At 53.5% G+C, this 15,197-nt stretch carries 14 protein-coding genes; 5 read left to right on the forward strand and 9 right to left on the reverse strand.

Going from position 1 to position 15,197, the window contains the following annotated elements; translation table 11 throughout:
- Positions 1-19: 19 nt before the first annotated feature.
- Positions 20-1,513, reverse strand: a complete 1,494-nt coding sequence (locus RAL91_RS24025; protein ID WP_306258754.1) for a sugar ABC transporter ATP-binding protein — start codon at positions 1,511-1,513, stop codon at positions 20-22.
- Positions 1,514-1,585: 72 nt separating this feature from the next.
- Complete coding sequence (locus RAL91_RS24030; protein ID WP_306258755.1) at positions 1,586-2,662, reverse strand: substrate-binding domain-containing protein; 1,077 nt, start codon at positions 2,660-2,662, stop codon at positions 1,586-1,588.
- Between the two features lie 426 nt (positions 2,663-3,088).
- Between RAL91_RS24030 and RAL91_RS24035 the strand changes: the two genes are divergently transcribed.
- Positions 3,089-3,751, forward strand: coding sequence for an SGNH/GDSL hydrolase family protein (locus RAL91_RS24035; protein ID WP_306258756.1), 663 nt, complete (start codon positions 3,089-3,091; stop codon positions 3,749-3,751).
- Between the two features lie 17 nt (positions 3,752-3,768).
- Positions 3,769-4,878 carry an ROK family transcriptional regulator gene (locus RAL91_RS24040; protein ID WP_306258757.1) on the forward strand — a complete coding sequence of 370 codons (1,110 nt, stop codon included), beginning with the start codon at positions 3,769-3,771 and terminating at the stop codon, positions 4,876-4,878.
- A 54-nt stretch (positions 4,879-4,932) separates the two neighbouring features.
- Here RAL91_RS24040 and RAL91_RS24045 read toward each other — a convergent pair whose 3' ends face one another.
- The 6 genes from RAL91_RS24045 to RAL91_RS24070 form a co-directional block, all read right to left on the reverse strand.
- Positions 4,933-5,961, reverse strand: a complete 1,029-nt coding sequence (locus RAL91_RS24045) for an ABC transporter ATP-binding protein (protein ID WP_306258758.1) — start codon at positions 5,959-5,961, stop codon at positions 4,933-4,935.
- Between the two features lie 34 nt (positions 5,962-5,995).
- Positions 5,996-6,844 carry a carbohydrate ABC transporter permease gene (locus RAL91_RS24050; RefSeq protein WP_371932460.1) on the reverse strand — a complete coding sequence of 283 codons (849 nt, stop codon included), beginning with the start codon at positions 6,842-6,844 and terminating at the stop codon, positions 5,996-5,998.
- Positions 6,841-7,770, reverse strand: coding sequence for a carbohydrate ABC transporter permease (locus RAL91_RS24055; protein WP_306258759.1), 930 nt, complete (start codon positions 7,768-7,770; stop codon positions 6,841-6,843). Before RAL91_RS24055 ends, RAL91_RS24050 begins: the two co-directional genes overlap by 4 nt.
- Before the next feature lie 38 nt (positions 7,771-7,808).
- The gene (locus RAL91_RS24060; RefSeq protein ID WP_371932461.1) at positions 7,809-9,053 is read right to left on the reverse strand and encodes a sugar ABC transporter substrate-binding protein; all 1,245 of its coding nucleotides are present in this window, start codon (positions 9,051-9,053) and stop codon (positions 7,809-7,811) included.
- Positions 9,054-9,114: 61 nt separating this feature from the next.
- Positions 9,115-9,900, reverse strand: coding sequence for an SDR family NAD(P)-dependent oxidoreductase (locus tag RAL91_RS24065; RefSeq protein ID WP_306258761.1), 786 nt, complete (start codon positions 9,898-9,900; stop codon positions 9,115-9,117).
- On the reverse strand, positions 9,893-10,633 hold the full coding sequence (locus RAL91_RS24070; RefSeq protein ID WP_306258762.1) for a FadR/GntR family transcriptional regulator: 741 nt from the start codon (positions 10,631-10,633) through the stop codon (positions 9,893-9,895). Before RAL91_RS24070 ends, RAL91_RS24065 begins: the two co-directional genes overlap by 8 nt.
- Positions 10,634-10,833: 200 nt before the next feature.
- Between RAL91_RS24070 and RAL91_RS24075 the strand changes: the two genes are divergently transcribed.
- Genes RAL91_RS24075 through RAL91_RS24085 form a run of 3 tightly spaced genes read left to right on the forward strand, consistent with a single transcriptional unit; the run spans position 10,834 to position 13,264 of the window.
- Positions 10,834-11,997: a mandelate racemase/muconate lactonizing enzyme family protein gene (locus RAL91_RS24075; RefSeq protein WP_306258763.1), complete on the forward strand. Its 1,164-nt coding sequence runs from the start codon at positions 10,834-10,836 to the stop codon at positions 11,995-11,997.
- A gap of 53 nt (positions 11,998-12,050) precedes the next feature.
- Positions 12,051-12,929 (forward strand): DUF6772 family protein, encoded by an 879-nt coding sequence (locus RAL91_RS24080; RefSeq protein ID WP_306263103.1) that lies wholly within the window; start codon positions 12,051-12,053, stop codon positions 12,927-12,929.
- The gene (locus RAL91_RS24085) at positions 12,929-13,264 is read left to right on the forward strand and encodes a hypothetical protein (RefSeq protein ID WP_306258764.1); all 336 of its coding nucleotides are present in this window, start codon (positions 12,929-12,931) and stop codon (positions 13,262-13,264) included. Before RAL91_RS24080 ends, RAL91_RS24085 begins: the two co-directional genes overlap by 1 nt.
- A gap of 9 nt (positions 13,265-13,273) precedes the next feature.
- Here the strand turns inward: RAL91_RS24085 and RAL91_RS24090 are convergent, their stop codons facing one another.
- Positions 13,274-15,124 carry a SulP family inorganic anion transporter gene (locus RAL91_RS24090; RefSeq protein WP_306258765.1) on the reverse strand — a complete coding sequence of 617 codons (1,851 nt, stop codon included), beginning with the start codon at positions 15,122-15,124 and terminating at the stop codon, positions 13,274-13,276.
- Positions 15,125-15,197: the final 73 nt, after the last annotated feature.

Below are 15,197 nucleotides of genomic sequence, written 5' to 3' on the forward strand. Positions count from 1 at the left end.
GCAATTTTCTGTCCACTGTTCATGCGCTCAAAGCCGCGTCTAATATCTTGTGTTCTGTTGCTGCTTCGGCCCGCATTTCACTGACAATTGTGTTGTCATGAACCACATAAATCCGGTCGCACAGGCCAATCAGCTCAATCGTCTCACGGGAGAGAACCAGCACGGCACCACCGCCTTCGGCAAAGCTGCGCAGCAATTTGTAGATTTCTGATTTAGCGCCAATGTCCACGCCCCGGGTCGGCTCCTCAATGAGAAGCACATCCACATCAGCGGCCAGATAACGTCCCAACAGAATTTTCTGCTGATTGCCACCGGACAACGAATTGACTGGCGCAGCGATACCGGCAGCCTTCACATTCATGCTGGCCATCGTATCGGTGATAATCTTGAGGTAATCCTTCGCCAGTGAAAGCGCCGATCGCGCGGAATGCAGGCCAATGGCGATATTGTGGCTGATCGGCAAACCGAGAAACAAGCCTTCTTCCTTGCGATCTTCTGGAACATATCCAACCCCCAAAGCCTGCAATTGCCGCACACCTGCTGATGGTGCGACCGGAAGCTTCAACGACTGACCCTTGATCATGACGACGCCGCCAGCGGGCACAAATTGCCCGATCAAGGAACGCAGAAACTTCTGTTGACCCTGCCCTTCCAGCCCGGCCAGCGCCAGGATCTCCCCGCGGCAAAGTTTGAGTGAAAATGGCTGCGATCCGGCCTCCAGTCTAAAATCCTTCACATCCAGCACAGCTTCGCCAACTTCAGTGCTGCGCTCTGGAAACAGATGCGCCAGTTCACGGCCAACCATCATCGCAATCAGCGAATCCGGGGTCATGTCCGCCAAGGGCCTGGTGCCGACCAACTGGCCGTCTTTCAGAACCGTAACGGTGTCACAATTTTCAAAAATCTCATCCATGCGGTGCGAAATGTAGACAATCGCTTTGCCCGCATCGCGCAGCCGCGCAATATGCTGGTTGAGAACCGCCACATCGGCTGCGTTGAGCGCAGCTGTGGGCTCGTCAAGAATGAAAACAGCCGCATCGGCCTTGATCCCGTGGGCAATTTCAACAAATTGCCGCTCTGCGATGCTCAGCTGTAAAACCAGTGTGGACGGGTCAAGTGTCAGTCCAAGTTCCTGCAGCGCTTCGGTCGTCTGTTGTTCCATCACCGCATAATCAATTGTGCGGAAGCGGGTGATCGGTTCCCGGCCCAGAAACATATTTTCTGCAATGGACAGGTTCGAGAGCAGCGACAATTCCTGGAACACAGTGGAAATGCCCAAATCCAAGGCGTCTTTGGGACGCGGGATGACAAGCTTTTCACCGTTCTTGCGAATCTCGCCACTGTCCGGCTGATGAACGCCTGCGAGTATTTTCATCAAGGTGGATTTGCCAGCGCCATTCTCGCCCATCAGCGCGTGAACTGTTCCCGGTTTCAATTCCAGCGAAACCCTGTCCAGCGCTACGCTGCCGCCAAACGCCTTGGAGATATTCGACATTTCGATCAGATTTGGCACGTGATCACCCCGGAACATACGAAACCAGCAGGAACAGAAGGCAGCAGCGCCGCCTTCTGCTGGTCCTGGGAGTTATTTCTTGCTGTAAAGTTCCTGAAGTTTTTCCTCTGGCAATTCGGTTGGCCACCAGACATTCGCTGACAGGTCATCACGGTAGAAGGTCGTGGCTTTTTCCAGATCCCACCCTTCCGGATTGTAGTCGTAATGCTTTTTCAGCTCTTTGCCTTCCAACAGGGCGACCGCTGCACGAACGCCTGCTGCGCCTTGAGCTGGGCTGTATTCCGCAGAGACGGATTTGAATCCATCCTTGATCCACTGGCCAAAGAAGCCATTGTTGCCTTCTCCGGAAATCGGTGGAATTTCAGCTCCGAATTGCTTGAATACATCCACACAGGCGCGGGTCATATCTGCGCCTGACGACCAGATGCCATCAACCTGCGGATTGTTAAGATAAAGCGTTTCGCAGAGCTTCTTGGATTTGTCGTATTGCCAGTCGCCATGATCCTCGGAGATGATCTTGATGTCGGAGCCTTCGAAAGCCTGCAACATGCCATTATAGCGGTTTGTGTCTTCGGGATGACCTGCCAGGCCGCGCAAAACCCAGACATTGCCCTTGCCGCCAAGTTCCTTGACCAGAAAATCGCCCATCACCTTGCCAAAATGCTCTGCGCCACCCTGAATTTCGGTGGTGTAGGCATCAGACTCGATGCGCCCTGTATGCAGGACAACAGGGATGCCTGCAGCCACGGCCTTGGCAATACTGGCATCCGCTGAAGTTGATGTCACAGGCTGGACGATGATGGCATCCACTTTCTGCGCAATCAGATCTTCAATGTCGGAAACCTGCTTTTTCTGATCAAACCCGGCATCGAGAATAATCATTTTTGAGATACGCTTATCCGCATCAGCAGCACCCTGTGTTTCATGGGCAACCTGAACGGTCCAGGTATTGGCATTGACACCAAAATGACTCATGCCAATGACCCAAGGGCCATCCTTCTGAAATTTGCCCGCTTCCACTGTAGGGTTGTTTTCAGCGCGTGCGGTCACACCGTCCATCAGCATCGCCTCCTGGGCGAGTGCCGGAGCAACCAGAAATGTCGTTGTCAGCAAAACCGCTGTTGTCAGAGACTTGAGAGTGTATTTCATTGAGCTTTCCTCCATGTTGGGCTCAGAATTCCAGTTCGCGATAACGGGAGTCAAAAGCGTCGAACGAACGAAACTCCCTGCCTCCCGAAAGCCATGCCTTCGTTTCGCCAACCGCGAAAACAGACAAATTGGCTGTGTTCCAAAAGATTTTGTTCTGAGAACACGGCTTAAAATCCGCGTATACCCGGAGGCGCAATTTTTATCGTGTTATGCCGATATATAGCGCCTGACTGGATTTCTCAGACCGTCCTCCCTGCATCTAAAAGGCACAGGTATTTTTCGAAAGTCAATAGTTATTCAGGCTGAATGAATATTAAAGCTGCTTGCCTTTTTTCCAGTAGAGTGCCATGTTTTCGCGATGTTACTGCCCAAAAAATGGCAGTTAAGTTACTGATTAAAAAATATTATTTTTGACAGGACAGATACATGCGTTCCGTATTGTGCTTTGGAGATTCCAACACTCATGGTCAGATCCCGGGTGGAACGCCACTGGAACGCTATGGCCCGAAACAACGTTGGCCAGGCGTGATGGCACGAGAGTTGGGCGAACACTGGCATATCGTCGAAGAGGGTCTGAGTGGACGAACGACAGTTCGCGATGATCCCATTGAGGGCCCGCACAAAAACGGGCGGACCTATCTGTGGCCCTGTATCCAGAGCCACACGATACTGGACCTGGTCATCATCATGCTCGGGACCAATGATCTGAAAGCCAGATTTAACCAACCAGCTTCGGAAGTAGCGATGGGCATTGGTTGCCTGATCTATGACATCAAGGAACTGGCACCAGGACCCGGCGGGACTGTCCCGGAAATCATGATAGTCGCACCACCTCCGATGCGGGACGAAATCAAGGAATGGGAACCAATCTTTTCCGGCGCACAGAAGAAATCTCATGAGCTGGCCCTGCAATTCGAGATTGTTGCCGATTCTCTCGAAGTCCATTTTTTTGATGCCGGTTCCGTTGTCGACTGCGATCCTCAAGATGGATTTCATATCAACCAGGAAGCGCATGAAAATCTGGGCGTGGCGCTGGCCCGCGAAGTGGAATCCATCGGGTGGTCGCATGAAGCGGTTCAAAGCACTTAGCGGGAAGGGTCTGCACCATGCCTGACATGAGATTTGCACCTCCAAACCCGCTGCGCATCGCAGACCGGGCCACCGGACTGAATTCAGTCAGTGTGCGCAGTTATAATGAAAGATTGCTGCTGTCATTATTACTGCAGAATGACGGCATTACCCGTCTGGAAATAGGCGAGAAAACCGGCCTTTCCGCCCAGACAATTTCTGTTTTACTGCGGTCTCTGGAACAGGAAGGGCTCGTTACAAAAGGCAAAGCCATGCGCGCCGAGGGGCGGGTCGGTCCGCCAACCATTCCCGTCGCCTTGAATCCGGAAGGAGCTTACTCGGTCGGCATTTGCATTGGCCATAAAAACACGGAAATCGTACTGGTAAATTTCGTCGGTGAAGTGGGCTTTCACGCAACTTTGCCCAATCCCTCCCCCAGCCAAAACAGCAATCATCCGGAGTTTCTGGAAACCATCCAGAAAGCCATCGCCATGTTGCCGAAGGGCACTTATGACCGGCTGGCCGGCGTTGGGCTGGCCTTGCCGGAATCCGGCTCTCTCATCGGCGGCGAGGAACAGGCCATCGAGCAGAAATATGCCGCTCTTCAACATGAGATTGAGAATGAAATCGGCTTTCCGGTTTTCGTCCAGAATGACATCACGGCAACCGCTGGCGGCGAAAGCATGTTCGGTGTGGCAAAACCGTTGACAGATTATCTGTTTTTCTATCTGGGTGCGGAACTTCACACACGTTTAGTGCTTAACCACCAGATCTATAATGGAAATTCCGCCCTGAGCTTTGATGTCGGCATTCTGAGTCTGGAGCAGGCCCTGCAACAACAGGGCATTCCCACCGACCCGCTTTGGGACCGGTCTTCCAGTTGGCCGGATTATGGCCAGACACAGAAAATCTGGGAACAGGCCTTGATTGAACGTTTGACCATTTCCTGTCTGGCTCTGACCCAATTCGTTGAAGTGGACACAATTGTTTTGTCGTCCTATGCGCCCCGGGACATCTGCCGCACGGTTTGCAGCATTCTGGAACAATCTGTGCCTGGTATCACTGCCATTGCAGGCAGCCTCAATCCCTCACCCAAAGCAGTTGGAGCGGCCAGCCTCCCCTTCAATTCCAGATTCATGGTCAATTGAGATAATTGTCACGATCGTTTTCTGGCAAACATCAAATCAGCCGCGACTTGCAGACTAAATTGCGACATCCGATCCATCAAACAAATGCACATTTTCGCTCGAGAATGACAATCCAATGCTCTCGCCTTTTTCAGCGCCAGCCTGTCCTTCCTGGACAACAAGAAATATTCCGGCACCCTCAACTTCAATGTGAAGGAGTGAGCCAGATCCGGTATATTCGCTGACAATAACTTGCCCTTGCAACTGCCCATCACCTGGAGCCACAATTTTCAAATGCTCTGGCCTGATGCCGATTTGCGTTGCGGTCTTCAGATCAAAACCAGATTCCTGCAACTGAGTGGCAAGACTGTCAGCACCGCAGATATTCATCTTCGGGCTGCCAATGAATTGCGCCACAAACACATTGGCTGGACGCGCATAAAGCTCTCGTGGTGTTCCGACCTGTTCAATCCGCCCATCGCGCAGAACCACAATGCGGTCTGCCAGCGTCATCGCTTCAATCTGGTCATGCGTTACATAAATCATGGTGTTGCCAAGGCGACCATGCAGTGCCGAAATCTCGGCGCGCATGTGAACCCGCAATTCCGCGTCCAGATTGGACAATGGCTCATCAAACAGGAACACATCGGGATTGCCGACTATGGCGCGCCCGATGGCAACACGTTGCCGCTGTCCACCGGAGAGCTCACGCGGATATCGATCCATCAGCGCATCCAGTTTCAGCGTCGCCGAGGCATTATCGACATTTCGTTTGATGTCAGTTGCCGGCATCTTCCGGACTTTCAGACCGAAGCCCATATTTTCTCGCACTGTGAGATGCGGATACAGCGCGTAGGATTGAAACACCATGGCAACGCCGCGCTTTGATGCAGACACTTCGTTCATGCGCCGTTCACCAATCATCAGATCGCCGGACGTGATGTCCTCAAGACCGGCAATCATGCGCAGCAATGTTGATTTTCCGCAGCCGGACGGGCCGACAAACACAACAAATTCGCCATCTTCAATCGTCAGATCAATATCCCGTATGACCTTCACAGGACCAAAGGATTTGGCAAGATTACTTAGGGCAAGGCTTGTCATGACTGTTTGTCCAATTGGCAATCAGAAGGTTGGTTCATCCCTTCACCCCCGACATTGCAAAGCTTTCAATAATCTGGCGCTGGGCAATGAGATAGACGCCCAGAATAGGGATCACAGCCAAAGTGGTGGCCGCAAGCTGCAGGTGCCAGAGCGGCAGACCATAGGCATCGGTGAAATTCGACAGCGCCAGAGGCAGGGTGAACTTCTCCAGACTGGAGAGAAACACCAGCGGTTCCAGAAACAGGTTCCACGAATGCAGAAAGGTAATGATTGCCACCGCTGCCAGCGCCGGGCGTGACATGGGAATAGCTATTTTCCACCAGATACCAACCCGTGACAGCCCATCCATTTTCCCGGCTTCTTCCAGCTCCTTCGGCAGCGCCACAAAATATTGACGCATCAAGAAGGTGGCCATCACCCCATGCGCTCCGAAAACCGGCAACAGGATCAGCGGCATATGGGTATCCATCAGACCCATCCAGCGGATGAGGAAGAAGTTGGGAATGATGGTCACCTCTTCAGGCACCATCAGCGCCGAAATCAGAAACAGCATCAGCAACGCAGAACCGGCAAACCGCAGCCGCGCCAGCGCGTAGCCAGCCAGTGAGGAGATCACCAGAGTAATCACGGTCACCGCCGCTGAAATATACAGCGAATTGAAATATTGCTGCGCAAAGGGCTGGTGGTCAAACACATCAAGAAAATTCTGCCAGCGCCATATGGCTGGGAAAAGGGATGGTTGGCCGAAGATTTCTGCCGAGTTTTTGAAGCCCGATGACACCATCCACAAAAACGGAAAGACAAAGGGCACGGCCACGATCAGCAAAGATACGGTCCATAGAACACGCTTGATCAATTGCAGCTGTTTTTGAGACAGGTTCATCCCGACCCTTTCTGGCGCAGGATCAACTGCACAATCGTAAGTGCCAGTACAATTACAAACATGATGATGGCCAGCGCAGACGCATAACCGACATTGAAGAATTCAAAGCCCTGCTGGTAGATGTAATAGGCCAGCACCAGCGTGCCGTTTTCCGGTCCACCACCCGTCATCAGATAGATGTGGTCGAACACTTTGAACGAGCCGATGGTAGTAATCACCATGATGATCAGCGTTGTGGGGGCCAGCAAGGGCCAGATCACCATGCGGAAAATCTGCCAGCGGGATGCGCCTTCCAGCTGCGCGGCTTGCTCATAATCCCGGGGGATTGCCTGTAGTGCAGCAATGTAAAGAATCATATTGAGCCCGACCATTTTGATGACGCGGGTCACAATCACGGCGAACATCGCCCAATTCGGTTCCCGCAACCAGTTCGGGCCGTCAATGCCAATGCTTGCGAGCAATTGGTTGACCGCGCCTGCCTCTCCCTGAAGCAGGAACTTCCAGACGATGGCCCAGGCCACCGCAGAAGTGATAACGGGTGCAAAGAAGATGGTTCGGAAGAAAACGACCCCGAAAAAGGGGCGCGACAGCGCAAGTGCCAGCGTCAAAGCCAGTGCCATGTTCATTGGCACCAACCCAAGGGCAAACAGCGCTGAATTGCGCACGACAAGCCAGAAATCGGGATTGACCGTTAAGGCATCGCGAAAGTTTTCAACACCAACATAGGTGGATTCCTGACTGAGAAGATTCCATTCGGTCAGGCTGTAAAGGCCCACGGCAATCAGTGGGCCCAAAAAGAAGATGATAAAGCCGATCAACGTAGGACTGACAAACAGCCACGCTTCAAGCGCCTCCTTGCGGCGCAGGGTCAACCATGGCACGCGCGTTGCCTGCGCCATGGTTGCTGTTTTCTCACTGGGAGTCATGCCCCGGTCCTGTTTAAATGGCCTGCGTTGAATTCAGCCTAGAGTTCCGACTGAATGGCAGCGCAGACGGCTTTCAATGCTTCCTCGACATTCGCATCCGCTTTCCACAGCGCATCAAAGCGCGGCTTCATGGCAGCTTCAATCTGCGGCGTCCGCTCATGGCTTGGAAGCACCTGACCATCTGTAATCGCAGCTTTCACATTTGCCATTTGTGCAGCTGGAATAAGTGCATTGGCGTTGGTGAACGCCTCACTGTCCAGAACGGATTTGCGTGCCGGCGGGAAGAATTGGGCCATAACCGCAACGTTTTCTGCATTGGTCATATGAGCAATGAATTCCTTGGCAAGCTCAGGGTTTTCGCTCTTGGAAAACACCACAAGTCCGGCCTGTCCGATCACCGGCGACGCACCGGCTGGACCGGTTGGCAAGGGCGCAATACCCCAGTTGAACCCGGCATCCGGCATTTTGGAAGCACGGGAAATCTGGTTGATGGTCATCGCTGAACTACCGGAGAAGAAGTCGCCCTGTTCGCCTGGCGGTACAATGGAGCCGTCTTTGAAGATCATTTCATGCAATTGGGTGACCGCAGCAACCGCTTCCGGTTTTTCAAACCCGCACTCGCCACCGTCAAAGGCATTGCCACCGTAAACCCGGATTGGCGGCATGATGGCGTGCATGATGCGGCTGTCATAGCCCTGACCATCCTTGAACTCAAAACCCCATTTGCCTTCATTTGCAGCTGCCAATGCGGCCGAGACTTCGCGGAATTTCGCCATGTCCCATTCGCCCTTGTCAGCAAGGGTCAAAGGATCTTCCAATCCGGCAGCATCAAACATGTCCTTGTTGAAGAACATCATGAAGGGGGACGTTGAGAACGGCACGCCATAAACGGCACCATCATTGGACCACAGCGCCATGGCCGGTTTTGAAAAGTCTTCCAGATCATAGCCTTCAGTGGCAGCCAGAGTTGGTGTTAGCTCATCCAACACACCCGCTTTGACAAAAGTCGGCATTGAATTTTCAAACATCCAGCCAAGATCCGGCGGTGTACCGCCAGCCAGCTGGAATGTAAGTTTCTGGATGTAATCACCCGCCGGAATGGTCTCAAACGTGACCGTTACATCCGGATGCTTGGCTTTGAAGCTTTCGCCGATGCTGTTGAGCATGTTGAGATGAGCGTCATTGCCCGTCCAAACTGTAAAGCGCAATTCCTGCGCAACTGCCGGAGATACCAGAAAACTGGCACCCAGCAGCGCGGCGGCTGTAATTTTTGTTCTGAACATTGTCATTTTACTCCTCCGTTAAAACTTTGTCTGTGGTCACAAGAAAGACGGTCTCAACCCGTCACTGAACAAATTCCATGAGGTTTCCGGGCGCATCACCGATGTCCCATCCGCCATTGACGGGAATATCAACGCCTGTGATGTAGCTTGCGCCATCGCCGCAAAGCATCGTCACAGGTGCCACAAGGTCTTTTGGCGTTCCCGGCCGGGCCATTGGTATTTTGGCGGTGACCGCGTTGCGAAAATCAGGCTTTGCATAGAGCGCTGCCATATGGTCGGTCTCAATCGCGCCGGGAGACACCACATTCATGGTGACGCCATTGGGCGCAACATCCCGCGCAATGGCCCGCAAAGCTGTCAGTTGCGCAGACTTCAATGCAGCATAAACGGTGGTTTCAGCGCGTGGTCTTGTGGCCATGACACTGCCAATCGCAACCACCCGGCCCCATTTGCGCTGCTCCATCGACGGGACCAGAGCGCCTATCAGCATCAGCATTGAGGTGAAATTCGCGCTCACATGCGCATTGATGAATGCAGGATCAACATCCTGCCAGGATTGGCGTTTTTCCATTGCCGCATTGGCAATGAGAATATCAATTTGGCCAGTTTCCAGAGCCGCTTTGGCAAGTCTGGAAGCACCGTCACTTTCCAGAAAATCCGCCAGAATGACCGGGCAGGTTTCAAACAATTGCCTGTCATCACCAGTTTTTTTGGCATCAGCACGGCGGTGCAGAACGAGCTCTGCGCCCTCCGCTGCCAAAGCCTGTGCAATCGCGTAGCCAATATCAGAATTAGCTCCGGTAACAAGGGCACGCTTGCCGGAAAGGGAGCCAGCGCTATCAGCCATTGGCCACCTCGAAAGACGCAATATCGGCTGCATCATAATGGGCCACCAGGCTCGCTTGGGCTCCGGCCTGATAGCCCGCAGCTATCGCATCATAAATGGCTTCATGCCGCAAAACCGTTGCCTGCCAGTCCGCTTTGGAGCGGTTGCTGCGGCGTGAAAACAGTTCTGAGACCTCTCGCTGAACCGAGCGCATGCCTTCAACCTGCATCCGGATCATCGTATTTCCGGTCGCAAGCGCCATGCCGAGATGAAAATCGATATCCGCCTGGGTAAAATCTTCAGGCTCACCGATTGAGGAGCGCATGACCTCCAGGGCCTGCTTCATAAGCGTCAGACCCTTTTGATCCCTGCGGTTGGCGGCCAGTCTGGCAATGCCGGATTCCAGCACCAGACGCATCTCATTGGCTTCCTGCAAACGCTTCAGACTTGAGCGAACGGCATAGCCATAAATGCGATCCAGTGGTTCACCGGTCATCGCCTTGGCACGCGCCACTTTGCCTTGTTGAGTGTGGACCAGACCAGCGCCAGCCAGAAGCCGCAACGCTTCACGTGCAATGGGTTTGCTGACATCAAACTGCCGCGCGATTTCCCCTTCCGAGGGCAATGGATCGCCTGGTGCAATACGCCCGTCAAACAAGGCAGCCGCAATTTCATCCGAAACTGTGTCAGCAAGCCGCAAGGGCGCTGCCCGCTTCGTGTTGAACGTCAAACTGTCTGTCGTCGCACTAACCATGCTGGCTCCTTCATGATTTGGCATGCTCTAACACGCTTGATAGCAACATAGCAACTATGTTATTTAATTGCTATGTTGTATTGTTTACAGTAAGTCTGAGCGCGAAACGGGAGAAAACCGCCAATGACAAATGCGCGTCCAAATACGCAAAGAGAAAACCGTTCCGACGTCAGTCCTCTATGGGCAGTCAGAGTCCGGCCATGAGCGCGTCCTCTCAACAGCAGATCACCCGCAGCGCGCCTGCACCTGACATCAAAATCACGGATGTCATTGCCCATCCGCTGACGCAGAAGCTCCCGAAATCAACGGTCACATCATGGGGAACCTACGAGCATGTTTCTCTGGTTCTGGTGGAAATTCGCACCGACGCCGGCATTAACGGCATTGGCGAAACCCTGGCCCGCTTCGCGCCTAAAGCCTATGCGGAACTCATCAACACCACCCTGCGGCCAAGATTGATCGGCAAACCCGTGCACGAGATCAGCGCCCACTGGAATAACATGCGCCGGGCCCTGTCAGGCCGGTGCGGCGGCATGCTGATTGAGGCCATTGCGGGCGTCGATATTGCATTGTGGGACATTCTCGGCAAGGCCGCGAATATGCCCTTGTGGATGCTTTTAGGTGGCGAGGGTCGCACATCGATCCCTGTTTATGCAGCTTCCATCAACTGGGTTGAAGACGCTGAGGCAGATGCAGAACTGGATGCCTATCTGGAAGCCGGTTATCCCCGCATCAAGATCAAAACAGGCAAACAGGTCAAGGCATCCTGCCGCCGTATTGAACGTCTGCGCAAGCGGGCCGGTGATGCGGCAGAATTATGCATTGATTCCAATTGGGCTTACAACCTCGATGGCGCTGTTGAAGTTGCCAAGGCGCTGGAAGATAATGGTTATTTCTGGTTTGAAGAGCCCTTGAACCCGGAAGACGAAGCCGGATACGAGGAATTGCGCAAGCGCACCAGCGTCCCGCTGGCTGCGGGCGAAAGCAACTACACGGTCGATCAGGCGCAACGTCTGGTGCAGAACCGGACCCTGTCCGTGCTGCAGCCCGATATTGCGCGCTCCGGCGGCGTCACGGAAACAAGACGCATGGCTGAATTGGCCCATGCATGCGGTGTCGGTTACGCCCCTCATATCGGCATGTCAGGCATTGTGTGTGAGACCGCCAGCATTCATGTGGCGTCGGCCATGCCGAATTTGCGCATGATGGAATGCCACAGCGATATCAGCCCGTTCAAAACCGAACTGGCCGACATTGCCTCTGCCAGCCAGCGCCAAAAAGGCGGCGAGTTGAGCGTGCCGACCGGCCCGGGCCTTGGTCTGGAGATCAACTGGGACGTTGTTGAACGTCTCCGGACACCCTAGAAATGCAAGGCATGGAGACAAGCAAAGTGACAGACAACGCCACCGATCAGAATATGGAAGAAGCCATGCTGCGGGCACTACGCCTCAGCGATCCGGCTCTCAGTCGTTTCGATCCCATGCGGCGCATCATCAGCTTTGACCAGTTTTCCAAAGGCTATGCGGGCTGGTCCCAATTGGTGGGTAATTACGAGGATTCGCTGGACACAATGCTGCCCGGATATGCGCAACATACCAGCCCCATGCTATCGACGCTCAGTCATTGGGATGCCGGTTCCCACGGCGGTGCTGGCAGTTCTTACGCACTGAAAATCGCCACGCGCCCACGCACAGGCGCGCAAAACGTTGCCATCAAGCGGCATACGTTTCGCAAAAGAGGCCCCATTCGGTTTGAAACCTATTTCACCTTCAAGCCAGAGGCGACCGAATTGCAATTGAGCGAAACGGACGTTCGCTCGGTCGGGTTTCTGTTTGATCTGCAGGGCGGGGATAACGATCAGGATTCTGAACGTATCATGCCGCATCTGCGCTTTTTGAACGCCGAAAACGGTGTCCATCTGCAAAAGTGGCAATACAAGCCGCAAACATCTGATTTTACTGCCATTGGCACTGGCGACAAGACTGCCAGTCACTATCATCTGGAGCCCGAAGGCTGGCTTGACCTGCCCGGCGGCGCACAGCGGCTTTGCTACAATGAAATTCCCACAAAGGTAAATTGGACTTATCTGCGATTTGATTTTGATCTGGGTGACATGAAGGCCTTGGCCTTTCAGTGCAATGATCGCGAATTTGATGTGTCTGGTTTTGAATCCATCAAAATCCCGGCCATGAAAAACCTGTGGTGCATGCTGAATTTTGCGTTCTTTGCTGAAACAGATGTAGCCAAGAGTGCATTCCTCTACGTCGATTCTGTTTGCATTTCAGGAGATTTCTAATGCTACCGGAAAGCCATACAGCAATCGTCGCTCGCAACGAAAACTGGACAGGCCATGCAGCTAGTCCACCTTATGAATGTGGTTGGGCCCGCGAGGCCGTGTTCTTCATCCGCGCACTAAAGGCACCTGAAGGGCCCCAACCGGATGTCAATGTCGAGATATCACCAGATGGTATACGCTGGCTGCCGGAAGGTACGCGGGTTGCCATGCCGTCCGCGCAGGATGAAATTGCAGTTGCGCGTATCAGCAATTTTGGCAATTGGCTTCGCGTCCGTGCCGATTTTGAAGATGGCGCATCCAGCACAATATTGGTGACACTGCATCTGAAAGCCTGAAGACGCTGCCTATTGTGCAGGTTCCTCTTCCGGCACCACATTGGCCTGCACGTCTTGGCCTTGATCATCTTCAGTCTGCGTAATTTCAGGTGCTTGCGGACACTCGCGAAAAATCCGTGTCTGGCAGGTAGCACAAATTGTCTGATCAAGCGTTGGCACAATATCCGCAATCGCATCATTCTTGCTGAGATGAATATAGTGCTTGGTCAGGCTTTTCATCACCTTGAAGCGGCCCAGCTTGCTGATCGTGCGCGGCGTTCTGGTTTGCAGATGGAATGAGCCACCCATTATCTCACGCCGTTTTGCTTCATCAATCAGCAATTCCGCGCCCGGCAGATCAATTTCCCCGACACCTTTTACAATGAACAGGCAGTGTTTTTGGGACGGCCGCTCAATTTCGAACCGTCGAAACTGACGCCGTATAAACTCAACCGAGCCGAAATAAAGCGGCCCATCCAGCCGCGCAATCAGCAATTGCGGACATTCCGGCAGATTATTGGTGGCCGCGTTTTTGAACGGCCGATTGGGTTCAGAAGGGTCAGGCGAGCCGATGCCGATGAAGGGCCGGGATGTTTTATTGAGGAACAATGCCAGCGACAGAAGCACGCCTGCATAAATTGCAAATTCAAGATCAATGGCCAGAGACGAGACAAAAGTCACGCCGGCAATCCAGCTTTCCGTCTTGCTGGTTGTGAAAATATGCGCGATTTCGCGAAAATCAATCAGCTTCCAGGCCACCAGTATAATGACACCAGCCATGGCCGGTATCGGCACATAGGCGAAATAAGGTGCCACCAGCAACAGGATCAGAAACAGGAAGATGGCAGAGAAAATTGCCGACAAAGGTGTTTTGGCACCGGACTCATAATTAAGCCCGCTCCGGGTGAAAGAGGCGGAACCTGGATAGCAATGGAAGAAACTGCCCACCACATTGGAAACGCCCTGCCCGACAAATTCCCGGTTGCTGCTGATGTCCTGCCCGGATTTGGACGCAACAGCTTTTGAAATGGACATGGCCTCCAGCAAGCCAACCATGGCAATGGCAAAGGCGGGCGAGGCCAGATCCTGCAAGGCGCCAAACCCAAGGTTCGGCATTTCAAATGCAGGAATAACAGACGGGATAAGACCGATGGTAGCAACATCCAGATCCGACCCGCCAAGCGCCAGATAAACCAGCGTCCCAACCAGCAGGGCCAGCAAATAGTTGGGCCAGCGCGGGCGCAGACGTTTGACCATATAGCCAGTTGTAAGCGCAGACAGGGCAATACCCAGCGAGACCGGGTCCACAAGGGTAATATTGGTCCACAATGCCGTGACGAATTCCGTCAGATGTTCCGGGCGCGGCAAATCAAGCCCCAGCGCGGATTTGATCTGCGTCATCGCAATCAACAAGGCGGCACCGGTAATGAAACCCGTCATCACCGAATGAGACACAAAATCCACCAGCGCGCCCAGCCGGGCCAGGCCCAGCACCCACTGATATAGTCCCACCAGCAGGGCAAGGGTGACTGCGGCTTGAATAAACTGACCGCTGCCCGGCGTATAAATGCCGGAAAGGGCACCAAAAACCAGAGCGGAAATCGCTGTCGTCGGTCCGGAAACCGTATGCCAGGACGAGCCAAACAACGCGGCAACGACAGGCGTTATCATGGCGGTATAGAAGCCGTATTCCGGCGGCAGACCGGCAATGGCGGCAAAAGCTATGCCCTGCGGCAAAACGATGGTTGCACCGGTGAGACCGGCAAACGCATCATCACGTATGGAATACCGATTGACCCGGCCAAACCAGTCCGGTCGACGGAACAATTGCTGCAGTGAATGCACGATCAGACTGATAACGGTCGACAGATACTTGCTCACAAGCCTGTCACGCTGTCAGAAACGTTTATTCGCAGTCTTGGGTACGCAGGTCTCATTTCGGCCTTTGCTGGAT

The sequence above is a fragment of the Pararhizobium sp. IMCC21322 genome (assembly GCF_030758295.1).
In the GTDB taxonomy this organism is placed as follows: Bacteria; Pseudomonadota; Alphaproteobacteria; order Rhizobiales.